At 60.8% G+C, this 23,339-nt stretch carries 20 protein-coding genes; 12 read left to right on the top strand and 8 right to left on the bottom strand.

Features of this window, described 5'->3' with window-relative positions:
• Nucleotides 1-64: 64 nt before the first annotated feature.
• Nucleotides 65-811, top strand: a complete 747-nt coding sequence (locus KVG85_RS16260) for a FadR/GntR family transcriptional regulator (RefSeq protein ID WP_024011597.1) — start codon at nucleotides 65-67, stop codon at nucleotides 809-811.
• A gap of 4 nt (nucleotides 812-815) precedes the next feature.
• Here the strand turns inward: KVG85_RS16260 and KVG85_RS16255 are convergent, their stop codons facing one another.
• The gene (locus KVG85_RS16255; RefSeq protein ID WP_217864361.1) at nucleotides 816-1,163 is read right to left on the bottom strand and encodes a hypothetical protein; all 348 of its coding nucleotides are present in this window, start codon (nucleotides 1,161-1,163) and stop codon (nucleotides 816-818) included.
• Between the two features lie 192 nt (nucleotides 1,164-1,355).
• Complete coding sequence (locus tag KVG85_RS16250) at nucleotides 1,356-1,736, bottom strand: hypothetical protein (RefSeq protein ID WP_217864360.1); 381 nt, start codon at nucleotides 1,734-1,736, stop codon at nucleotides 1,356-1,358.
• Nucleotides 1,737-2,034: 298 nt separating this feature from the next.
• Between KVG85_RS16250 and kdgD the strand changes: the two genes are divergently transcribed.
• The 5 genes from kdgD to KVG85_RS16225 all read left to right on the top strand — a co-directional run bounded on the left by kdgD (nucleotide 2,035) and on the right by KVG85_RS16225 (nucleotide 8,762).
• Nucleotides 2,035-2,946 (top strand): 5-dehydro-4-deoxyglucarate dehydratase, encoded by a 912-nt coding sequence (gene kdgD, locus KVG85_RS16245; protein ID WP_016771708.1) that lies wholly within the window; start codon nucleotides 2,035-2,037, stop codon nucleotides 2,944-2,946.
• Between the two features lie 71 nt (nucleotides 2,947-3,017).
• Entirely contained in the window at nucleotides 3,018-4,463 is a 1,446-nt protein-coding gene (locus KVG85_RS16240; RefSeq protein ID WP_217864359.1) for an aldehyde dehydrogenase family protein, read from the top strand.
• Nucleotides 4,464-4,642: 179 nt separating this feature from the next.
• Complete coding sequence (locus KVG85_RS16235; protein WP_125927107.1) at nucleotides 4,643-6,004, top strand: MFS transporter; 1,362 nt, start codon at nucleotides 4,643-4,645, stop codon at nucleotides 6,002-6,004.
• Nucleotides 6,005-6,015: 11 nt separating this feature from the next.
• Nucleotides 6,016-7,569, top strand: coding sequence for a galactarate dehydratase (gene garD / locus KVG85_RS16230; RefSeq protein WP_217864358.1), 1,554 nt, complete (start codon nucleotides 6,016-6,018; stop codon nucleotides 7,567-7,569).
• A 251-nt stretch (nucleotides 7,570-7,820) separates the two neighbouring features.
• The gene (locus tag KVG85_RS16225; RefSeq protein WP_217864357.1) at nucleotides 7,821-8,762 is read left to right on the top strand and encodes an AEC family transporter; all 942 of its coding nucleotides are present in this window, start codon (nucleotides 7,821-7,823) and stop codon (nucleotides 8,760-8,762) included.
• Nucleotides 8,763-8,846: 84 nt separating this feature from the next.
• On the opposite strand, the gene KVG85_RS16220 is transcribed toward KVG85_RS16225, so the two are convergent.
• The 6 genes from KVG85_RS16220 to gatC form a co-directional block, all read right to left on the bottom strand.
• Nucleotides 8,847-9,224, bottom strand: coding sequence for a carboxymuconolactone decarboxylase family protein (locus KVG85_RS16220; RefSeq protein ID WP_217864356.1), 378 nt, complete (start codon nucleotides 9,222-9,224; stop codon nucleotides 8,847-8,849).
• Complete coding sequence (locus tag KVG85_RS16215; RefSeq protein WP_217864988.1) at nucleotides 9,221-10,297, bottom strand: calcium/sodium antiporter; 1,077 nt, start codon at nucleotides 10,295-10,297, stop codon at nucleotides 9,221-9,223. Before KVG85_RS16215 ends, KVG85_RS16220 begins: the two co-directional genes overlap by 4 nt.
• 31 nt (nucleotides 10,298-10,328) lie before the next feature.
• On the bottom strand, nucleotides 10,329-10,700 hold the full coding sequence (locus tag KVG85_RS16210; RefSeq protein WP_016771703.1) for a septal ring lytic transglycosylase RlpA family protein: 372 nt from the start codon (nucleotides 10,698-10,700) through the stop codon (nucleotides 10,329-10,331).
• A gap of 218 nt (nucleotides 10,701-10,918) precedes the next feature.
• Nucleotides 10,919-12,364: an Asp-tRNA(Asn)/Glu-tRNA(Gln) amidotransferase subunit GatB gene (gatB, locus tag KVG85_RS16205; protein WP_122601837.1), complete on the bottom strand. Its 1,446-nt coding sequence runs from the start codon at nucleotides 12,362-12,364 to the stop codon at nucleotides 10,919-10,921.
• Between the two features lie 10 nt (nucleotides 12,365-12,374).
• The gene (gene gatA / locus KVG85_RS16200; protein ID WP_217864355.1) at nucleotides 12,375-13,826 is read right to left on the bottom strand and encodes an Asp-tRNA(Asn)/Glu-tRNA(Gln) amidotransferase subunit GatA; all 1,452 of its coding nucleotides are present in this window, start codon (nucleotides 13,824-13,826) and stop codon (nucleotides 12,375-12,377) included.
• Nucleotides 13,827-13,842: 16 nt separating this feature from the next.
• Entirely contained in the window at nucleotides 13,843-14,130 is a 288-nt protein-coding gene (gene gatC / locus KVG85_RS16195; RefSeq protein WP_024011606.1) for an Asp-tRNA(Asn)/Glu-tRNA(Gln) amidotransferase subunit GatC, read from the bottom strand.
• A 211-nt stretch (nucleotides 14,131-14,341) separates the two neighbouring features.
• Between gatC and mreB the strand changes: the two genes are divergently transcribed.
• The 6 genes from mreB (at nucleotide 14,342) to KVG85_RS16165 (ending at nucleotide 23,286) form a co-directional block, all read left to right on the top strand.
• On the top strand, nucleotides 14,342-15,379 hold the full coding sequence (gene mreB / locus KVG85_RS16190; RefSeq protein WP_002555108.1) for a rod shape-determining protein MreB: 1,038 nt from the start codon (nucleotides 14,342-14,344) through the stop codon (nucleotides 15,377-15,379).
• A gap of 283 nt (nucleotides 15,380-15,662) precedes the next feature.
• On the top strand, nucleotides 15,663-16,766 hold the full coding sequence (mreC, locus tag KVG85_RS16185; RefSeq protein ID WP_076565845.1) for a rod shape-determining protein MreC: 1,104 nt from the start codon (nucleotides 15,663-15,665) through the stop codon (nucleotides 16,764-16,766).
• Nucleotides 16,766-17,257 carry a rod shape-determining protein MreD gene (gene mreD, locus KVG85_RS16180; protein WP_024011608.1) on the top strand — a complete coding sequence of 164 codons (492 nt, stop codon included), beginning with the start codon at nucleotides 16,766-16,768 and terminating at the stop codon, nucleotides 17,255-17,257. Before mreC ends, mreD begins: the two co-directional genes overlap by 1 nt.
• Before the next feature lie 37 nt (nucleotides 17,258-17,294).
• Entirely contained in the window at nucleotides 17,295-17,891 is a 597-nt protein-coding gene (locus tag KVG85_RS16175) for a Maf family protein (RefSeq protein WP_217864354.1), read from the top strand.
• A gap of 58 nt (nucleotides 17,892-17,949) precedes the next feature.
• Nucleotides 17,950-19,407 (top strand): ribonuclease G, encoded by a 1,458-nt coding sequence (rng, locus tag KVG85_RS16170; RefSeq protein WP_016771696.1) that lies wholly within the window; start codon nucleotides 17,950-17,952, stop codon nucleotides 19,405-19,407.
• Between the two features lie 75 nt (nucleotides 19,408-19,482).
• Nucleotides 19,483-23,286, top strand: coding sequence for a YhdP family protein (locus KVG85_RS16165; protein WP_217864353.1), 3,804 nt, complete (start codon nucleotides 19,483-19,485; stop codon nucleotides 23,284-23,286).
• Nucleotides 23,287-23,339: the final 53 nt, after the last annotated feature.

Genomic DNA, 23,339 nt, shown 5'->3' with positions numbered 1-23,339 from the left:
TGATCGTACAACTCGCTTGAGCTATGATGGCGCCAAGCCGAACTTTCGAGACAAGATACAAATCATGGAAAAGCTGATCGACACCCCGCGCCTCCCCCGCAAGCGCCGCAGCCTCGCCCAGGAATTGGTGACGGTGTTGAGCGAGCAGATCCGTGATGGCCTGCTCAAGCGTGGCGACAAATTGCCCACCGAATCGGCAATCATGGAAGCCCATGGCGTCAGCCGCACTGTGGTGCGCGAGGCGATTTCCCGTCTGCAGGCCGCCGGTCAGGTGGAGACCCGCCACGGCATCGGCACCTTTGTTCTCGACACGCCAAGCCCGAGCGGTTTCCGTATCGATCCGGCCACCGTCGTCACCCTGCGTGACGTGCTGGCGATTCTCGAATTGCGCATCAGCCTCGAAGTCGAATCCGCCGGCCTCGCCGCGCAACGCCGCAGCCCCGAACAGCTGGCAACCATGCGCGCCGCCCTCGATGCCTTGAACGAAAGCGCCTCCCATGCCAGCGATGCGGTGTCGTCAGACTTCGCTTTCCACCTGGAAATTGCCCTGTCCACCGGCAACCGCTACTTCACCGACATCATGACGCACCTGGGCACCAGCATCATTCCGCGTACCCGGCTGAACTCGGCGCGCTTGGCCCATGATGATCAGCAGCACTACATGGGCCGCCTGAGCCGCGAGCACGAGGAAATCTACGACGCGATTGCCCGTCAGGATTCCGATGCTGCGCGTGCGGCGATGCGCCTGCACCTGACCAATAGCCGTGAGAGACTGCGCCAGGCCCATGAAGAGGCGCAGGCGCAGGGTTAGCTCATTATTCCAGGATGACGTGCAAATTTATTGGAGGAACCGGGAAGGGACCATCATTTAAGTAACACCAGAATCTTGAGGGCGTGAAGTCGAACTTTTCTTTCTCAATCGGAAAGACGAATTCCTTTTCACGATTTTCTTCAGTCACAAAGATCGAGGAAATCCAAGGGTTTATTTGAAACAGCTCAAAAGTGATCTTATCGCCAACCTTGTATGCCGGATTCCAGGGCACGATGCCGTGGGCAGGGCCTTCGAGCTTGGTAGTGTCAAGGATTAGACTGCTCTCCCCAATGCGATAAGCCTCTCTAAATGTAGGATAGTAAGGGTGTTCTTCCGATTCGGTTGAAGCCATCTCTGAATTCCTTTTTTAAAAAATGATTAAGCCATGACTCGAATCACGGCATAGTTTGGGGACTCATCACCTACGTCACCATTAGGGGCAAGAATTGATCGGCTGACACCTGTAAGAACTACCAGTACGGACGAACGGTCGACCTGCCGCTGGGTTGCGTCTGACCGTCCATGACGTGGCGCGTCAATAGAGTCAGGGTTCAATTCGCATCCTCAGTGGTTGAGAATACGGCTCCATACTCGACTCATCGCGGAACTTGTAACGCAGCTCCACCTCGCGGTTCAGGTACGGTTGAAGCGCCTCTTTCGGCAGGCGCACCTCGATGTCGAACAGCTTTTCCATTTCATCCTCGGCGTCATCCCAGGCGCCAGTGTCCACTTCATCACCTTCCCATTCAGGCTCTTCTCCATCGCTGCCGAGAATCGCGTAGACGCTCCAGTTCGCTGCGAAATCGCTGGAATCCGGGACCTGCACGGTGAGGGTGTCCGGCAATTGCGAGAGCTGAAGCGTCACGCAATCGTCTTGCGCAGGGGCGACGTGGGTGAGGGTGGGGGCGGCAAAATGCATCGACATAGCGGCTTCCTTTGATTGGTCCGCCACGATCCTTCGTGGCAGTCGACGTACTTTACGAGCCGCTGGTCTCCTCAGAATTAAACGAATCCAGACCAGATATTTCCGCGAGCAAATGCTTCAAGGACGGGCCTTCCAGCGATTTCCAGAAGCATAAGCAGTGATTTTGTCGGACAAAAAAGCCCTGCCAACGATGAAATGCAGTTGACGGTAATTTTTTAAGTTGTACGATGACCTACAACTTCGGCGAAGGCTGAACGGTCCACTCACAATAAAACGTTGCTACCAGGGTGTTCGAATAATGAATCCACAAGAACTGAAGTCCATCCTCTCTGCCGGCCTGCTGTCTTTCCCGGTGACCGATTTCAACGCGCAGGGCGATTTCAACCGCGCGGGCTACATCAAACGCCTGGAATGGCTGGCTCCGTATGGCGCTTCGGCTCTGTTCGCCGCCGGCGGCACCGGTGAGTTCTTCTCCCTGGCCGCCAGCGAATACTCGGAAATCATCAAGACTGCCGTCGACACCTGCGCAACCAGCGTGCCGATCCTCGCCGGCGTCGGTGGTTCGACCCGCCAGGCTATCGAATACGCTCAGGAAGCCGAGCGTCTGGGCGCCAAAGGCCTGTTGCTGCTGCCGCACTACCTGACCGAAGCCAGCCAGGACGGTGTTGCCGCCCACGTTGAAGCCGTGTGCAAATCGGTGAAGATCGGCGTGGTCGTCTACAACCGCAACGTTTGCCGCCTCAACGCGCCGCTGCTGGAACGTCTGGCCGAGCGCTGCCCGAACCTGATCGGCTACAAGGATGGCCTGGGCGATATCGAGTTGATGGTGTCGATCCGTCGCCGCCTCGGTGATCGCTTCAGCTACCTAGGTGGTCTGCCGACCGCCGAAGTCTACGCCGCTGCCTACAAGGCGTTGGGCGTGCCGGTCTACTCCTCGGCGGTGTTCAACTTCATCCCGAAAACCGCGATGGACTTCTACCACGCGATCGCTCGCGAAGATCACGCCACCGTCGGCAAGATCATCGACGACTTCTTCCTGCCGTACCTGGACATCCGTAACCGCAAGGCCGGTTACGCCGTGAGCATCGTCAAGGCAGGTGCAAAAATCGCCGGCTATGACGCAGGTCCGGTGCGTGCGCCGCTGACCGACCTGACCGGCGAAGAGTACGAAATGCTCGCCGCGCTGATCGACAAGCAAGGCGCGCAATAAACGAGAAAAGCGAGGCCGCTGAGCAATCAGCGGCTTTTTGCGTGAAGGCTTTTAGAGTTGAGGGCTGCCCTGTGACAACTGCAAAACGCTACGACAACTACATCAATGGCGAATGGGTCGCCGGTGCCGATTATTCGGCCAACATCAACCCGTCCGAACTCAGCGACACCATCGGCGATTACGCCAAGGCTGACCTGACCCAGGTCAACGCCGCCATCGACGCCGCCCGCGCTGCGTTCCCGGCGTACTCCACTTCGGGCATCCAGGCCCGCCACGATTCGCTGGATAAAGTCGGCAGCGAGATCCTCGCCCGTCGCGAAGAGCTCGGCACGCTGTTGGCCCGTGAAGAGGGCAAGACCCTGCCGGAAGCGATCGGTGAAGTGACCCGCGCCGGCAATATTTTCAAGTTCTTCGCCGGCGAATGCCTGCGACTGTCCGGTGACTATGTGCCGTCGGTACGCCCGGGCGTCAACGTCGAAGTCACTCGCGAAGCGCTGGGCGTGGTCGGTCTGATCACCCCGTGGAACTTCCCGATTGCGATCCCGGCGTGGAAAATTGCTCCGGCCCTGGCCTATGGCAACTGCGTCGTACTCAAGCCTGCCGATCTGGTGCCGGGCTGCGCCTGGGCGCTGGCGGAAATCATTTCCCGCGCGGGCTTCCCGGCCGGTGTGTTCAACCTCGTAATGGGCAGCGGTCGCGTGGTTGGCGAGGCGTTGGTCAACAGCCCGAAAGTCGACGGCATCAGCTTCACCGGTTCGGTGGGCGTGGGTCGTCAGATCGCGGTCAACTGCGTTTCGCGCCAGGCCAAGGTGCAGCTGGAAATGGGCGGCAAGAACCCGCAGATCATTCTCGACGACGCCGACCTCAAGCAAGCGGTCGAGCTGTCGGTGCAGAGCGCGTTCTACTCCACCGGCCAGCGCTGCACAGCGTCGAGCCGTCTGATCGTCACCGCTGGCATCCACGACAAGTTCGTTGAAGCGATGGCCGAGCGCATGAAGTCGATCACGGTCGGCCACGCGCTGAAAGCCGGCACCGACATCGGTCCGGTGGTTTCCCAGGCGCAGCTTGAGCAGGACATGAAGTACATCGACATCGGCCAGTCCGAAGGTGCACGTCTGGTCAGCGGCGGTGGTGTGGTGACCTGCGATACCGAAGGCTACTTCCTCGCACCAACCTTGTTTGCCGACAGCGAAGCGTCGATGCGCATCAGCCGCGAAGAAATTTTCGGCCCGGTGGCCAACATTGTTCGTGTGGCCGATTACGAAGCTGCGCTGGCAATGGCCAACGACACCGAATTCGGCTTGTCGGCCGGCATCGCCACCACCTCGCTGAAGTACGCCAACCACTTCAAGCGCCACTCCCAGGCCGGGATGGTGATGGTCAATCTGCCGACCGCCGGTGTGGATTACCACGTACCGTTCGGCGGGCGTAAAGGCTCGTCCTACGGCTCCCGTGAGCAGGGCCGCTATGCACAAGAGTTCTACACCGTGGTGAAAACCGCCTACGTAGGCTCCTGATACACGCAATACCCCTGTAGGAGCTGCCGAAGGCTGCGATCTCTTGATCTTGATCTTGAAACAAAAGATCAAAAGATCGTCCGATCGCGGCCCGAGCCTTCGGCAGCTCCTACAGGGAATAAATGCAAGACCAAAGAAGCTTCACCCCGCATAAAAATAATCAGTGGGAGTACATCTGCATGCAATCCTCCAAGCCGACTCACGTCCGCTATTTGATCCTGCTCATGCTGTTTCTGGTGACCACGATCAATTACGCCGACCGTGCCACGATCGCCATTGCCGGCTCCAGCCTGCAAAAGGACCTTGGCATTGACGCCGTCACCCTCGGCTACATCTTCTCCGCATTCGGTTGGGCCTACGTTGCCGGGCAAATTCCCGGTGGCTGGCTGCTCGATCGCTTCGGCTCGAAAAAAGTCTATGCCCTGAGCATTTTCACCTGGTCGCTGTTCACCGTGCTGCAAGGCTTTGTCGGTGAATTCGGCATGTCCACGGCAGTGGTTGCGCTGTTCATGCTGCGTTTCCTCGTGGGCCTGGCGGAAGCGCCATCGTTCCCCGGCAACGCGCGCATCGTGGCGGCGTGGTTTCCAACCGCTGAACGCGGCACCGCTTCGGCGATCTTCAACTCGGCGCAATACTTTGCCACCGTGCTGTTCGCGCCGTTGATGGGCTGGATCGTCTACAGCTTCGGCTGGGAGCACGTGTTCATCGTCATGGGTATCCTCGGTATCGTGTTCTCGCTGGTGTGGCTGAAAGTCATCTACAGCCCGCGGGAACACCCACGGGTCAACGAGGCCGAGTTCAAGCACATCGCTGACAACGGCGGCATGGTCGACATGGATCAGAAGGGCAAGAAGTCCGACGGTCCGAAGTGGGATTACATCCGTCAGCTGCTGACCAACCGCATGATGCTGGGCGTGTATCTGGGCCAGTACTGCATCAACGGCATCACCTATTTCTTCCTGACCTGGTTCCCGGTGTATCTGGTGCAAGAGCGTGGCATGACCATTCTCAAGGCCGGTTTCATCGCTTCGTTGCCGGCGATCTGCGGCTTTATCGGCGGCGTGCTCGGCGGGGTGATTTCCGACTACCTGCTGCGCAAGGGCCATTCGCTGACTTTCGCTCGCAAGGCGCCGATCATCGCCGGCCTGCTGGTGTCGAGCAGTATCGTCGCGTGCAACTATGTTGAAGTGGAATGGATGGTCGTGGGCTTCATGGCCCTGGCATTCTTCGGCAAAGGCGTTGGCGCACTGGGCTGGGCGGTGGTCTCCGACACTTCGCCGAAACAGATCGCCGGTCTGAGCGGTGGCCTGTTCAACACCTTCGGCAACATCGCCTCGATCACCACGCCGATCGTCATTGGCTACATCATCAGCTCCACGGGCTCGTTCAAGTGGGCGCTGGTGTTTGTCGGTGCCAACGCACTGGTCGCGGTGTTCAGCTATCTGGTGATCGTCGGCCCGATCAAGCGTGTGGTCTTGAAAGAGCCGCCAGCCAAGGGCGGTAATGAAGTCACCGGTAACTTGTCTCAAGCGCATTCCTGAGGAGCGGCGTCATGCAGTTGATTGAACATTCCGACTCGCCGCGCTACATCCGCCTGCACGAGCGGGACAACGTTGTAGTGGTGGTCAACGATCAGGGCGTACCGGCCGGTACCGAGTTTGCCGACGGCCTGGTCACCCTGGATTTCGTACCGCAGAGCCACAAGGTCACCCTGGAGGACATTCCCGAAGGCGGCCCGGTGATTCGTTACGGGCAGATCATCGGCTATGCCTTGCAGCCGATCCGTCGCGGCAGTTGGGTCAAGGAAGATCAACTGCGCATGCCCACCGCGCCGCCGCTGGACAGCTTGCCGCTGTCCACCGATGTGCCGGATGCGCAGGCACCGCTGGAAGGCTTCACGTTCGAGGGTTATCGCAACGCCGACGGCACCGTCGGCACGCGCAACATTCTCGGCATCACTACGACCGTGCAGTGCGTCACCGGCGTGCTCGATCACGCGGTCAAGCGCATCAAGGAAGAGCTGCTGCCGAAGTACCCGCACGTCGATGACGTGGTGGCGCTGACCCACAGTTATGGCTGCGGTGTGGCGATTACCGCCACCGACGCTTACATCCCGATTCGTACCGTGCGCAATCTGGCGCGCAACCCGAACCTGGGTGGCGAAGCACTGGTGATCGGTCTGGGCTGCGAAAAATTGCAGGCCGGGCAAGTGATGCACGAGGACGATGCCTCGGTGGATCTCAGCGATCCGTGGCTGTACCGCTTGCAGGATTCCAGTCACGGTTTTACCGAAATGATCGAGCAGATCATGGAACTGGCCGAAGTGCGTTTGAAGAAACTCGACCAGCGCCGCCGCGAAACCGTGCCGGCCTCCGAGCTGATTCTCGGTATGCAGTGCGGCGGCAGCGACGCGTTCTCCGGCATCACCGCCAACCCGGCGCTGGGTTATGCCTCGGACTTGCTGCTGCGTGCGGGGGCGACGGTGATGTTTTCCGAAGTCACCGAAGTGCGCGATGCGATCTACCTGCTGACGTCGCGGGCGCAAACGCAAACCGTCGCCGAAGAGCTGGTACGCGAGATGGACTGGTACGACCGTTACCTGGCCAAGGGCGAAGCCGATCGCAGCGCCAACACCACGCCGGGCAACAAGAAGGGCGGGTTGTCGAACATTGTCGAGAAGTCGCTGGGCTCGATCGTCAAGTCCGGCAGCAGCGCGATCAATGGCGTGCTCGGCCCGGGCGAGCGCTTCAAGCACAAGGGCCTGATTTTCTGCGCGACGCCGGCCAGCGATTTTGTCTGCGGTACGCTGCAACTGGCGGCGGGGATGAACCTGCACGTATTCACCACCGGTCGCGGCACGCCTTATGGGTTGGCCATGGCGCCAGTGGTCAAGGTGTCGACGCGGACTGAACTGGCGCAGCGCTGGCCGGATCTGATCGACATTGATGCCGGACGCATTGCCACCGGGCGCGCGACCATCGAAGAACTGGGCTGGGAGTTGTTTCACTATTACCTGGATGTTGCCAGTGGCAAGCAACAGACCTGGGCGGAGAAGCACAAGCTGTATAACGACATCACCTTGTTCAACCCGGCGCCGATTACCTGATCGTTTCATGGAAGATCAAAAGCCCCTCACCCCAGCCCTCTCCCGGAGGGAGAGGGGGCCGACCGAGTTGTTTTGCGCTCTACATCGACCTGACAAATCGGGTCGATTATGGATTCGACGATGTCATTTCAGGTCGGTGGATTGTTTAAATATCCCCCGATCGGTTCCCTCTCCCTTTGGGAGAGGGCTAGGGTGAGGGGCTTTTGCTTTATCATTGCCCCCCTGACTAAGCTCACCCAAGGCTCCCCGGCATGCTGGCAATCTTTCTTGAAACCCTGAACATCACCGCGCCGGTGTTTGCCATGCTGTTTCTCGGTGTGCTGCTCAAGCGCATCGACTGGATCAACGACAACTTCATCCACACCGCCTCGTCGCTGGTGTTCAACGTGACCATGCCGGCGCTGCTGTTTCTCGGCATTCTCCACGCTGACCTGCACGCCGCACTGCAACCCTCGCTACTCATTTACTTTTCCCTGGCAACGTTGGTGAGTTTCGCCGTGGCTTGGGGCTGGGCGATTTTCAAGTGTCCGCGGGAAGATCGCGGCATCTACACCCAGGGCGCGTTTCGCGGCAACAACGGCGTGATAGGTCTGGCGCTGGCGGCGAGCATGTACGGCGATTACGGTATTTCCCTCGGTGCGATTCTCGCGGCGCTGGTGATCCTGTTCTACAACACGCTGTCGACCATCGTGCTGGCGGTGTACAGCCCGGTGATCAAGTCCGATCCGTGGAGCATCTGCAAAAGCGTGTTCAGCAACCCGCTGATCATCAGCGTGATTTCGGCGGCGCCGTTCGCTTATTTCAAGATCGGTTTGCCGGGCTGGCTGGAAACTTCCGGCCAGTACCTGGCGCAGACCACGCTGCCACTGGCGTTGATCTGTATCGGCGGCACGTTGTCACTCGCAGCGTTGCGCAAGAGCGGCAAGATGGCGCTCAGTTCCAGCCTGGTGAAGATGATCGGTCTGCCGGTGCTGGCGACACTGGGGGCATGGCTGTGGGGCTTTCGCGGGGCGGAATTGGGGATTCTGTTTCTCTACTTCGGCAGCCCGACGGCAGCGGCGAGTTTCGTCATGGCCCGGGCAGCGCAGGGCAATCATGAGCTGGCAGCGGCGATTATCGTGATGACCACGTTGATGGCGGCGATTACCACCAATGTCGGGATCTTTGTGTTGCAGTGGGGTGGGTGGATCTAAAGGCAAGATCAAAAGATCGCAGCCTTCGGCAGCTCCTACATGGAAATGCGGTCTCCTGTAGGAGCTGCCGAAGGCTGCGATCTTTTAGCTTTTCTGGTAGCTGTCGATCACTTCCTGCGCCGCGCGAAACGCATCGATCGCCGCCGGCACGCCGGCATACACCGCGCAATGCAGCAGCGCTTCGCGGATCTCTTCCACCGTGCAGCCGTTGTTCAGCGCACCGCGCACATGGCCTTTCAACTCCTGCGGACACTTCAACCCGGTCAGTGCGGCGAGGGTGATCAGGCTGCGGGTTTTCAGCGGCAGCCCCTCACGATTCCACACCCCGCCCCAGGCGTGTTCATTGACGAAATCCTGCAACGGCTGGGTGAACTCGGTGGCGTTGCCCAGGGCGCGATCAACGAACGCATCGCCCATGACCTGACGACGGATTTCAACCCCGGACTGCTTCGACTCGCTCATGGCACATCTCTCTTGTGGTGTTGGCGACGCCAGGCGCGGATCGACGTGAACAGCAGAAACGTCAGCAGCGCCGGCAGGACATAAAACAGCATCAAGCGCTCGAGTTTGCCGGCCAGCGGCATGCCGGTGGTGAACGACACCACATGCAGCCCGTAGACCAGATACAAACCGAGCAGCAGCAATCCTTCGGCCCGGGTAACGCGGTAGCCGGAATAGAACACCGGCAAGCACAGCGCCGCGACGCCGAGCATCACTGGCAAGTCGAAATCCAGCGCGTTGGGGGAGACGGAAAGCGGCGTCGGTGCGAGTAGGGCGGTCAGCCCGAGCACCCCGAGCAGGTTGAACAGGTTGGCGCCGATCACGTTGCCCACGGCAATGTCGCGCTGCCCGCGCAACGCAGCGATCAGCGAAGTCGCCAGCTCCGGCAGCGAAGTGCCGACCGCGACCACGGTCAGACCGATGACCCGTTCGGACAGGCCCAGGTCGGTGGCCACGACCACGGCGGCGCCAAGCAGCAGACGGCCGGCGAACACCAGCATGGCCAGGCCAGCGAGAATCATCAGCACACTGATCAACCAGGATTGCTGCGTTTCGGTGGGTCGCTCTGTATGAGGTCGCGTCGAATGTCGCGACTGGCGGAACAACAAACCGAGGTAAAGCGCCAAGGCCCCGAGCAGCAGGACGCCGTCGAAACGCCCGAGGTCTTTATTCCACGCGAGGATGAATACCAGCAGGTTGGCGCCGATCATCAACGGGATATCGAGACGCACCAGTTGCCGCGACACGCGCAGGGGGATGATCAATGCCGACAGGCCAAGGGTTACGAGGATGTTGAAGATGCCGCTGCCGACCACGCTGCCGACGGCGATGTCCGGGTTGTCGGTCAGCGCCGCCTGCAGGCTCACGGCCATTTGCGGCGCGCTGCTGCCGAGGGCGACGATGGTCAGGCCGATGATCAGCGGACGCACATGCAGGCGCTCGGCCAGACGCACGGCAGCGCGCACCATCAGCTCGGCGCCGATGAGCAAAAGAACCAGGCCGCTGAGCAATTCGATGACGTTGATCAGCGGCAGATCGGCTAGTCCGAAAATGGTCGGCGCTCCATCAGTCCAGGGCCTGCACGCGAACCCGTGCGGTGCCACTGCGCAGCATGCCGATTTCATCGGCGGCCTCGCGTGACAGATCGATCAGCCGGCCACGGGTGTGCGGGCCACGGTCATTGATGCGGACCACGACTGATTCATCGTTTTTCAGGTTGGTGACCTTCACTCGCGTGCCGAACGGCAACTGGCGGTGGGCGGCGGTCAGGGAATGTTGGTTGAACGCTTCGCCGCTGGCGGTGCGTTTACCGTGATGTTTGGCTCCATAGTAGGAGGCGACGCCGGTCTGGTCGTAACCGTGCGGGTCGATGGTGTCGGTACTGGCGCAACCGGCCAGCAGAGAGAGCAGGGCGCTGCTCAAAAACAGACGCTTCATTCAAAGGTATCCCGGATCAAATGTAGGAGTGACCTGTGGCGAGGGGATTTATCCCCGTTGGACTGCGCAGCAGTCCCAAAACTGAGAACTCGATTTATCTGGTGGAAATCAAGCTCAGCAATTGGGGCCGCTTCTCGGCCCAACGGGGATAAATCCCCTCGCCACAGGTCCCTTCCACAGGGAATGGAGCCAGGCTTTGGATCTGGCTCCATTGGTGGTCAGCCTTCGAGCTTGCTTTTCAGCAGTTCGTTCACCTGCTGCGGGTTGGCCTTGCCTTTCGAGGCTTTCATGGCCTGGCCGACGAAGAAGCCGAACATCTTGCCGCGTTTGGCTTCGTCTGCCGCGCGGTACTGTTCGACCTGTTCGGCGTTGGCCGCGAGCATTTCGTCGAGCACAGCCGAGATCGCGCCGGTGTCGGTGACTTGCTTGAGGCCGCGCTTCTCGATGATCTCGTCAGCACTGCCTTCGCCGTTGGCCATCGCTTCGAACACCACCTTGGCGATCTTGCCGGAGATGGTGTTGTCCTTGATGCGCTGCAGCATGCCGCCCAATTGCTCGGCGGAGACTGGCGAGTCTTCGATGTCCATGCCCTGCTTGTTGAGCAGGCTGCCCAACTCGACCATCACCCAGTTCGCCGCCAGTTTCGCGTCGCCACCGATGGCTGCGACCTTCTCGAAGTAATCCGCCTGTTCACGGCTGGTGGCCAGCACGTTAGCGTCGTAGGCCGACAGACCGAACTGGCTCTGGAAGCGCTCGCGCTTTTGCGGTGGCAGTTCCGGCAGGGTGGCACGCACTTCACCCAGGAACGACTCTTCGATGACCACCGGTAGCAGGTCCGGATCGGGGAAGTAACGGTAGTCGTTGGCTTCCTCTTTCGAACGCATCGGACGGGTCTCGTCCTTGTTCGGATCGTACAGGCGGGTCTGCTGGATCACTTTGCCGCCGTCCTCGATCAGTTCGATCTGACGCTGGATCTCGGAGTTGATTGCCTTCTCGATGAAGCGGAACGAGTTGACGTTCTTGATCTCGCAGCGAGTGCCGAACTCGACCTGGCCTTTCGGGCGCACCGAGACGTTGCAGTCGCAACGCAGCGAGCCTTCGGCCATGTTGCCGTCGCAGATGCCCAGGTAACGCACCAGTGCGTGGATCGCCTTGACGTAAGCCACGGCTTCCTTGGCGCTGCGCATGTCCGGCTCGGAAACGATTTCCAGCAGCGGCGTGCCGGCACGGTTCAGGTCGATGCCGGTGGCACCGTTGAATTCTTCGTGCAGGCTCTTGCCGGCGTCTTCTTCCAGGTGCGCACGGGTGATGCCGACGCGTTTGACCGTGCCGTCTTCCAGGGCGATGTCCAGGTGGCCCTTGCCAACGATCGGCAATTCCATCTGGCTGATCTGGTAGCCCTTGGGCAGATCCGGGTAGAAGTAGTTCTTGCGGGCGAACACGTTGTGCTGGCCGATCTCGGCGTCAATCGCCAGACCGAACATCACCGCCATGCGCACCGCTTCCTGGTTGAGCACCGGCAGCACGCCGGGCATGCCCAGATCGATCAGGCTGGCCTGGGTGTTCGGCTCGGAACCGAACGTGGTGGAACTACCGGAAAAGATTTTCGACCGGGTGGTGAGCTGAGTGTGAATCTCCAGCCCGATCACGACTTCCCATTGCATGTGTGTCTCCTCAGAAGCCGGTTGGGGTGCGGGTGTGCCAGTCAGTGTTGAGCTGATACTGGTGCGCAACGTTGAGCAAACGGCCTTCCTGGAAGTACGGCGCGAGCAACTGCACGCCCACCGGCAGACCGTCGACAAAACCGGCCGGCATCGACAGGCCCGGCAGGCCGGCGAGGTTGGCGGTGATGGTGTAGACGTCTTCCAGATAGGCAGCGACCGGGTCGCTGTTCTTCGCGCCGAGTTTCCACGCCGGGTTCGGCGTGGTCGGGCCGAGGATGATGTCGACTTCATTAAAGGCAGCCATGAAATCGTTCTTCACCAGACGACGGATCTTCTGCGCTTTCAGGTAGTAGGCGTCGTAGTAACCGGCGGACAGCGCGTAGGCACCGACCATGATCCGGCGCTGTACTTCCGCGCCGAAGCCTTCGCCACGGGAGCGTTTGTACAGGTCGATGAGGTTTTCCGGGTTTTCGCAGCGGTGGCCGAAACGCACGCCGTCGAAACGCGACAGGTTGGAAGACGCTTCTGCCGGGGCGATCACGTAGTAGGCCGGAATGGCGTGCTGCATGTTCGGCAGGCTGATTTCCTTGATCACCGCACCGAGCTTCCGCAACTGCTGGATGCTGTTCTGGATCAGCTCGGCAATGCGCGGGTCGAGACCGGCGCTGAAGTACTCCTTCGGCACGCCGATGCGCAGGCCTTGCAGCGACTCGCCGAGGCTGGCGGAGTAATCCGGAACCGGCTCATCGATGCTGGTGGAGTCGTTCGGGTCGAAGCCGGCCATGCCTTGCAGCAGGATCGCGCAGTCTTCGGCCGTGCGCGCCAACGGGCCGCCCTGATCGAGGCTGGAAGCGTAGGCAATCATGCCCCAGCGCGAAACGCGACCGTAGGTCGGCTTCAGGCCGGTGAGGTTGGTGAACGCCGCCGGCTGACGGATCGAACCGCCGGTGTCGGTGGCCGTGGCGGCTGGCAACAAACGAGCGGCAACTGCCGCCGCCGAGCCGCCGGACGAACCGCCCGGCACGTGTTCCAGGTTCCACGGGTTTTTCACCGCGCCGTACCAGCTCGACTCGTTGGCCGAACCCATGGCGAATTCGTCCATGTTGGTCTTGCCCAGGGTCACGGCGCCGGCAGCGGCCAGTTTCGCAACGACAGTGGCGTCATACGGGGCTTTGAAGTTGTCGAGCATCTTCGAGCCGCAGCTGGTGCGGATGCCCAGGGTGCAGAACAGGTCCTTGTGGGCGATCGGCGCGCCGAGCAGGGCGCCGCTCTCACCGTTGGCCCGGCGTGCATCGGCGGCTTTCGCCTGCTCGATGGCCAGATCCTCGGTGAGGCTGATGAAACTGTTTAGCTGCGGGTCTAGCTGGGTAATACGCGCCAGCAGGACTTTGGTCAGCTCTTCGGAGGAAAACTTTTTATCGGCGAGACCGCGGGCGATCTCGGCCAGAGTCATTTGATGCATTGCAGGCTCTTTCCCTTTAGTCGATGACTTTCGGAACCAGATACAGGCCGTTTTCGACCGCTGGTGCGATGGACTGGTAGGCCTCGCGGTTATTCGTCTCGGTCACCACGTCGGCGCGCAGGCGCTGACTGGCTTCCAGGGGGTGGGCCAGCGGCTCGATACCGTCGGTATCAACGGCCTGCATTTCGTCGACCAGCCCGAGAATGCTGTTGAGGGCGGAAGTAATGTGCGGAAGATCGGCATCGTTGAGGCCAAGGCAGGCCAGATGCGCGATTTTTTCCACGTCGGAGCGTTCTAGCGCCATCGGGATTCTCCAGTGGAAAACAGAACGGACGGCGTCCGTGTGTTAGATTGTCGGAACACTACCGCACTTCTACGGTCATAAGGCCGCGATTGTGGGGCTTGGTGCACAGAAAAGCGGCCAATTTAACATATTGGCGCCTTGCCCAAAATCCCTGTCGTTGTTAGAGTTTGCCGCACTTTTTTACCCACGCGTTGCCTAGGGTCCCTTTCCCATGTTCAAGAAACTGCGTGGCATGTTTTCCAGCGATCTTTCCATTGACCTGGGCACTGCCAACACCCTTATTTACGTGCGCGAGCGCGGTATCGTCCTGAATGAGCCATCGGTTGTGGCCATTCGGACACACGGTAACCAGAAAAGTGTCGTCGCTGTCGGCACCGAGGCCAAGCGCATGCTCGGCCGTACGCCGGGCAACATTGCTGCCATTCGTCCGATGAAGGACGGCGTGATCGCCGACTTCAGCGTCTGCGAAAAGATGCTGCAGTACTTTATCAACAAGGTTCACGAAAACAGTTTCCTGCAGCCCAGCCCTCGCGTGCTGATCTGCGTTCCATGCAAGTCCACCCAGGTTGAGCGTCGCGCCATCCGTGAATCGGCCCTTGGCGCCGGTGCCCGTGAAGTGTTCCTGATCGAAGAGCCGATGGCTGCTGCGATCGGTGCCGGCCTGCCGGTTGAAGAAGCGCGCGGTTCGATGGTCGTGGACATCGGTGGTGGTACCACTGAAATCGCCCTGATCTCCCTGAACGGTGTGGTCTACGCCGAATCCGTACGTGTCGGCGGCGACCGTTTCGACGAAGCGATCATCACCTACGTGCGCCGCAACTACGGCAGCCTGATCGGTGAATCCACCGCTGAGCGCATCAAGCAGGAAATCGGTACGGCCTACCCGGGCGGCGAAGTACGCGAAGTCGATGTTCGCGGTCGCAACCTGGCCGAAGGCGTTCCACGCGCATTCACCCTGAACTCCAACGAAGTGCTTGAGGCTCTGCAAGAGTCGCTGGCCACCATCGTTCAGGCGGTGAAGAGCGCGCTGGAGCAATCGCCGCCGGAACTGGCTTCCGACATCGCCGAGCGTGGCCTGGTGCTGACCGGTGGTGGCGCGCTGCTGCGTGACCTCGACAAGTTGCTGGCCCAGGAAACCGGTCTGCCGGTGATCGTTGCCGAAGATCCGCTGACTTGCGTTGCTCGCGGCGGTGGCCGTGCGCTGGAAATGATGGATAAGCACACCATGGACCTGCTTTCGAGCGAATAATCAAACGGCGTGAAAGCTACTCCGCTAGGCAATACTGCGTTAAAAACAGGCTCGGAATGCTCATTTACAACCCGTAAACTCCGCTTCCTCGCCTGTTTTTGCCTTGTCTTGCCGTCGCTCGCTACGCTTTCACACCATTTGATGCTTCGAATGCAATACGTGGGTGAACGCACAGGCAGCACTTTGCAGTGCTGCCTGTTGGCGTTTATCTTCTGTCAGTCTTCATCCAGGCCGGTTTGATGCCGTATGAATAAACAGAACATTTGCCTGGGAGGAGCGGCTTATTAAACCGCTTTTCACCAAAGGCCCTTCGTTGGGCGTGCGCCTGTTGGTGCTGGCCGTGCTCGCGGTCGCGCTGATGGTGGTCGATGCACGTTTCGACCTGCTCAAGCCCGCGCGCAAGCAAGCGTCGCTGGTGCTCATGGATGCCTACTGGATCACGGACCTGCCTGGCCGCTTGTGGGAAGGGGTCGCCAGTCAGTTCGGCAGCCGCACCGAGCTCGTCGCCGAAAACGAAAAACTCAAGACCGAAAACCTGCTGTTGCAGGGACGCATGCAAAAGCTCGCGGCCCTGACCGAGCAGAACGTTCGGCTGCGCGAGTTGCTCAACTCCTCCGCGCTGGTCAACGAAAAGGTCGAAGTGGCCGAGCTGATCGGCATGGATCCCAACCCCTTCACCCATCGCATCATCATCAACAAAGGTGAGCGCGACGGCGTGGTGCTCGGCCAACCGGTGCTCGATGCACGCGGGCTGATGGGCCAGGTGGTTGAATTGATGCCGTACACCTCGCGGGTCCTGCTGCTGACCGACACCACCCATAGCATTCCGGTGCAGGTAAACCGTAACGGTCTGCGCGCGATTGCCAGTGGCACCGGCAACCCGGAGCGCCTGGAATTGCGTCATGTCGCCGACACGGCGGACATCAAGGAAGGCGATCTGCTGGTCAGCTCCGGTCTCGGCCAGCGTTTTCCAGCCGGTTATCCGGTGGCCACGGTCAAGGAAGTCATCCACGATTCCGGCCAACCGTTCGCCATTGTCCGTGCGGTACCGACCGCCGCCCTGAACCGTAGCCGCTACCTGCTGCTGGTGTTCAGCGACAGCCGCACTGCCGAGGAACGCGCCAATGACGCCGCCCAGGCCCAGGAACAGCTCGACGCTCACGGCGGCGGCCCGATGTTGCCGGCCAGCGTGCCGAAACCGTTGATCATGCCTGCCACGCCGTCGACCGCTACCGCAGCGCCGGCCGCTGAAGCAGCGGCGCCTGCCACCACGCCTGCCAAGCCTGCCGCGAGCAAACCGCCCGCTGCCGCTCCGGCCGCTGCCAAGCCACCGGCCGCGAGCAAACCACCGGCGAAACCGCCAGCGACTACCGGGGGACGAGAATAATGGTCGGCGCGAAAAAATCCGGAAACGGCTGGATGATCTGGCTGACGTTCTTCGTCGGCATCCTGCTCAGCGTTTCACCGTTGCCGATCTTCATGGAAATCCTTCGCCCGCTGTGGCTGGCCTTGCTCGTGACTTTCTGGGCGCTGTACATGCCGCACACGGTCGGCATGGTCACGGCGTTCTGTCTGGGGCTGGCCGAAGATGTCCTGCAGGGCGACCTGCTCGGGCAGAACGCGTTGATCCTGACCCTGATCACTTTCCTCGTGTTGTCGTTGCAGCAGCGCCTGCGCATGTTCCCGATGTGGCAGCAGTGCCTGGTGATCCTGGTGATCTTCGGCCTCGCACAATTGGCGCAACTGTGGCTCAGCGCTCTGACCGGCAACCGTCAGCCAACCCTGGCGCTGGTCTTGCCGGCGCTGGTCAGTGCCTTGCTCTGGCCGTGGGTCAGCTTCGCCCTTCGCGGAATGTGCCGACGCTACAGAATCTATTGAGCCGGTGAAGCAGGGCACTGAACAGGGAGATGTTTTGATGAAACTGCTTTACCTCGCCTCCGGCTCACCGCGTCGCCGTGAATTGCTCACGCAAATCGGCGTGCAGTTCTCCGCCATCAGCGCGGACATCGACGAAACCCCGCTTCCTGAAGAATCCCCTTCGGCCTATGTCGAGCGCCTCGCGCGTGGCAAGGCTGAGGCCGGGCGCCGCTCGGTCGTCTCTGACCAGCCGTTCTGCGTGCTTGGCGCCGACACCGCTGTGGTACTCAACGGCAAAATACTTGGCAAACCGGTGGACGAAGCCGATGCATGCGCCATGCTGATGATGTTGTCCGGCAACGAACACGAAGTGCTGACCGCCATCGCCGTGCTCGAAGGTGAGCGCTGCGAGTCGCGGGTGGTGCGCAGTCGCGTGCGTTTTCGCAGCATCAGCCGCGAAGAGGCCGGCGCCTACTGGGCCAGTGGCGAACCGCGCGACAAGGCCGGCGGCTATGGCATTCAGGGCCTGGGTGCGGTGTTCGTCGCCGGGCTCGACGGCAGCTATTCGGCGGTGGTCGGCCTGCCGTTGTGCGAAACCTGCGAGGTGTTGGGCCATTTCGGCATACCCTGTTGGCAAAACCTGAACACGCCCTGAGCGTCGTACGAATCCAGATGCGGCCACTATCGTGAACATGCCTGAACGAGATCCTGCCATGAGTGAAGAGATTCTGATCAACATCACGCCGATGGAATCGCGCGTGGCGGTGGTCGAAAACGGTGTGCTGCAAGAAGTCCACGTCGAGCGCACGCAGAAACGCGGGATCGTCGGCAACATCTATAAAGGCAAGATCGTTCGTGTACTGCCGGGCATGCAGGCGGCATTTGTCGACATCGGCCTCGATCGTGCAGCTTTCATTCACGCCGCCGAAATCTCCCTGCGCGAAGGCCCGGCGGTGGAAAGCATCAGTTCGCTGGTGCACGAAGGTCAGAGCCTGGTGGTGCAAGTCACCAAGGACCCGATCGGCTCCAAAGGCGCACGCCTGACCACACAACTGTCGATTCCTTCGCGCTATCTGGTGTACATGCCGCGCACCGCCCACGTTGGCATTTCCCTGAAGATCGAAGACGAAGCCGAGCGCGAGCGTCTCAAGCAGGTGGTCAGCGATTGCGTGGCCAAAGAAGGCATCAAGGAGGCCGGCGGCTTCATTCTGCGCACAGCCGCTGAAGGCGCGGGCGCTGATGAAATCCTCATGGACATCCGTTACCTGCGGCGCCTCTGGGACCAGATCAACGAGCAGATCAAGACCATCGCCGCGCCGAGCGTGATCTACGAAGACCTCGGCCTGGCCCTGCGCACCCTGCGTGACCTGGTCAATCCGAAGATCGAGAAGATCCGCATCGATTCCCGGGAAACCTTCCAGAAAACCACGCAGTTTGTCGCCGAACTGATGCCGGAAATCGCTGATCGTCTGGAACACTACCCGGGTGAACGACCGATCTTCGATCTGTACGGTGTCGAAGACGAAATCCAGCGCGCGCTGGAGCGCAAGGTGCCGCTGAAGTCTGGCGGCTATCTGGTGATCGATCCGGCGGAAGCCATGACCACCATCGACGTCAACACCGGGGCGTTCGTCGGTCATCGCAACCTCGAAGAAACCATTTTCAAGACCAATCTCGAAGCGGCCACGGCGATTGCTCGGCAGATGCGCCTGCGCAACCTCGGCGGGATCATCATCATCGACTTCATCGACATGGAAGATGAAGAGCATCAGCGTCAGGTCCTGCGCACTCTGGAGAAACAGCTGGAGCGCGATCACGCCAAGACCAACATCATCGGCATTACCGAGCTGGGCCTGGTGCAGATGACCCGCAAGCGCACCCGCGAAAGCCTCGAACAGGTGCTGTGCGAGCCGTGCAGCAGTTGCCAGGGACGCGGCAAACTGAAGACCGCCGAAACCATCTGTTACGAGATCTTCCGCGAGATTCTGCGCGAGGCGCGGGCCTACCAGGCCGAGGGTTATCGAGTGCTGGCCAACCAGAAAGTGGTCGATCGTCTGCTCGATGAAGAGTCCGGTAACGTCGCCGAGCTTGAAGGCTTTATCGGCCGCACCATACGCTTCCAGGTGGAAACCATGTATTCCCAGGAACAATATGACGTGGTGCTGCTCTGAAGCCCTGCATCACCATTCATTCAACGCGGCTGGCCTCAGCTTTTCGCAGTATTTTTGCCATGGGAGCCAACTGACATGGAGCGTCTGACACGCATATTGGCCGCACTCACCCGCTGGGGGCTGGGCCTGTGCGCGTTGGTTCTGGTGTTGATGGCGTTGTACGTCAGTCTCGGCCGCGAGCTGACGCCACTGGTGGCCGAATACCGCGCCGACATCGAAGACAAGGCCAGCGCTGCCCTCGGCATGCCCTTGCAGATCGGTGAGCTGGAAGGCAACTGGAGCGGTTTCGCACCGATCCTGCTGGCCCATGACGTGATGGTCGGCGACGGTGCCAACGCTCTGCGCCTCGACCGCGTGCGGGTGGTGCCGGATATGTGGGGCAGCGTGCTCGCCCGCGAAGTGCGCCTCGCGCATATCGAACTCAACGGTTTGAAGATCAGCCTCAAGGAAGCCGAAGACGGTACCTGGGCGCTGGAAGGTCTGCCGGTGCAGAAGGATCAGCCGTTCGATGCAGCGCAACTGTTCCAGCGCTCGCAGATGATCAAGCAACTGTCGGTGCTCGACAGCCAGGTGACCCTGCAACCGCTCGATCACCCGCCCATGACGCTCACCTATGTCGGCCTCAATGTGCGTACCGGCGCCAGTCGCCAGCGTCTTGACGCGCGTCTGACCTTGCCCGATGGCCAGCCCGTCGCGCTGAGCCTGCGCAGCCAGCTGCGTCCCGATCAATGGCAGAACAGCGCCATCGAGGGTTATGCCAGCCTGCCGCAGAGCGACTGGTCGAAATGGCTGCCCGAGCGCCTGACCCAGCAATGGAATTTTTCCGAGATCAAGGCCGGCGGCGAACTCTGGGTCGATTGGGCCGAAGGCGCGTTGCAAAGCGCCGCGTTGCGCCTGAATGCGCCGCAAGTGACCGGTGCCTACGCCGAGCGCAAGCCGATCCAGATCAACAATCTGGCGCTCAACGCCTATTACCGCAACACCGCCGAGGGCGCGAAGGTCACTCTTGATTCACTGGCGATGAGCTTCGGCGACACCCGCTGGGAATCTCATGTGCAGGTGCAGCAGACTCGCGCCAGCGCCAACGCTGAAGAGCTCTGGCATTTGCAGGCCGATCGCCTCGATCTGACCCCGATCACGCCGCTGCTCAATGCGCTGGGGCCGTTACCGCAAAGCTTCGCCACTGTGGTCGAGCGTTTGAAGGTAACCGGCGGCCTGCGTAATGTGCTGCTGGACTTCCGCCCGACTGCCACCGATGGCAGCAAATTCGGCTTTGCCGCCAACCTCGATAATGTCGGTTTCGATGCCTACCACGGCGCTCCGGCGGCGCGAAATGTCAGCGGCAGCCTCAGCGGCAATCTGGACGGCGGTGAGTTGCGCCTCGACAGCAAGGACTTCGTCCTGCACCTCGATCCGATTTTCGCCAAGCCATGGCAATACCTGCAGGCCAATGCGCGGCTGACCTGGAAGCTCGACAAGGACGGCTTCACCCTGATTGCGCCGTACCTGAAGGTGCTGGGCGAGGAGGGCAAGATTGCCGGCGACTTCCTTATCCGCCTGCACTTCGACCATAGCCAGGAAGACTACATGGACCTGCGCGTCGGCCTCGTCGATGGTGACGGTCGCTACACCGCGAAATACCTGCCGGCGGTGTTAAGCCCTGCGCTTGATGAGTGGTTGCGCACAGCGATCCTCAAAGGCGCGGTGGATCAGGGCTTCTTCCAGTATCAGGGCTCGCTGAGCAAGAACGCCGGCGAGGCTGATCGCAGCATCAGCCTGTTCTTCAAAGTGCACGACGCCGAGCTGGCGTTTCAGCCGGGCTGGCCGCATGTGAGCAAAGTCAGCGGCGATGTGTTCATCGAAGACAGCGGCGTGCGCATCTGGGCCAGCAAGGGCCAGTTGCTCGACACGCAAGTCAGCGATGTCTTCGTCAATATTCCTCACGTACCGTCCGGGCAGAACTCGCATTTGTTCCTCGATGGCGCATTTGCCGGTGGCCTGGGCGATGGCCTGAAGATTCTCCAGGAAGCGCCGATCGGCACTGGCGAGACCTTTGCCGGTTGGGAAGGCGCCGGTGATCTGAATGGCAAGCTCAAGCTGGATATTCCGCTGGCCAAGGGCGACCAACCGAAAATTCTCGTCGACTTCAAGACCGCCAACGCGCGGCTGAAACTGGCCGAACCGAAACTGGAACTGAGCCAGCTCAAAGGCGATTTCCGCTTCGACAGTAACAAAGGCCTCAGCGGCCAGAACATTTCTGCGCGGGCCTTCGACAAACCGGTCACTGCGCAGATATTCGCCGACGGCAGCCCCAATCAGATCAAGACTCGCGTCGCCGCATCCGGACAGGTCGAAGTGAAAAAGCTCACCGACTGGCTGGGCGTGACCCAGCCGTTGCCGGTGTCCGGGACGATTCCGTATCAGTTGCAGCTGAATCTTTCCGGCGCCGATAGTCAATTGATGGTCAGCTCCAGCCTCAAAGGTGTGGCAGTGGATTTGCCGGCGCCGTTCGGCATGGCCGCCGATGTCGGGCGTGACACGGTGTTCCGCATGACCTTGCAAGGGCAGGAGCGGCGTTACTGGGTCAATTACGATCAACTGGCCAATTTCACCTTTGCCGCGCCGCCGAGCAACTTCGGCGATGGCCGTGGCGAGCTGTTTCTTGGCGCTGGCGAAGCCGTGTTGCCGGGCGCCAAGGGCCTGCGCATTCGTGGGGTGCTGTCAGAGCTGGACGTTGCGCCGTGGCAGGATCTGGCCAACAAATACGCCGGCGGGGATCCGGGCGGCAGCGCCAAGCAACTGCTCAGCAGCGCTGACATCAAGGTCGGCAAATTGACCGCGCTCGGCACCACACTGGATCAGGCCTCGGTGCAGATCAATCGCAAGCCCGGCGCATGGAATCTCGCTCTCGATAGTCAGCAGGCCAAGGGCACGGCCAGCCTGCCAGACGCCAAGGGCGTGCCGATTGCAGTGAATCTTCAGTACGTGAAACTGCCGGCGCCGGACCCAGCGGTGCAGGCTGACGAGAACGCGCCGGATCCACTGGCGTCGGTCGATCCGACGAAAATCCCGGCGCTGGATATCACCCTCAATCAATTGTTCCTCGGCCCCGATCTGGTGGGTGGCTGGTCGCTGAAAGTGCGGCCGACCGCCAAGGGCATCGCCCTGAACAACCTCGACATGGGCCTCAAGGGCATCCTCCTGCAAGGCAACGGCGGCTGGGAAGGCACTCCGGGTGCGACCAGCAGTTGGTACAAGGGTCGTATTGGCGGCAAGAATCTGGCTGACGTGCTCAAAGGCTGGGGCTTCGCGCCGAGCGTGACCAGCGAAGAATTCCATATGGACGTCGATGGACGTTGGCCGGGCTCGCCGGCGTGGCTGGCGACCAAGCGCTTCTCCGGCACCCTCGATGCCTCGCTGAACAAAGGCCAGTTCGTTGAAGTGGAGGGCGGTGCTCAGGCGCTGCGGGTGTTCGGCCTGCTCAACTTCAACTCGATCGGCCGGCGCCTGCGTCTGGACTTCTCCGACCTGTTCGGCAAAGGCCTGAGCTACGATCGGGTCAAAGGTTTGCTGGTGGCGAACAACGGTGTCTACGTCACCCGTGAGCCGATTCGCCTGACCGGGCCTTCGAGCAATCTTGAGCTGGACGGCACGCTGGATCTGGTTGGTGACAAGGTCGATGCGAAATTGCTGGTGACACTGCCGGTGACCAACAACCTGCCGATCGCCGCACTGCTCGTCGGCGCACCGGCGGTCGGCGGCGCGCTGTTCCTCATCGACAAGCTGATCGGCGACCGCGTGGCGCGCTTCGCCAGCGTCAAGTACACCGTCACAGGCCCTTGGAAAGAGCCGAAAATCACCTTCGACAAGCCTTTTTAACTAGCAGACACTACCCCTGTAGGAGCTGCCGAAGGCTGCGATCTTTTGATCTG

Origin of the sequence: Pseudomonas triticicola (assembly GCF_019145375.1) — a bacterium.
In the GTDB taxonomy this organism is placed as follows: domain Bacteria; phylum Pseudomonadota; class Gammaproteobacteria; order Pseudomonadales; family Pseudomonadaceae; genus Aquipseudomonas; species Aquipseudomonas triticicola.
Note: the sequence above shows the minus strand (reverse complement) of the source record. Positions and strands in the feature narration are given on the sequence as shown.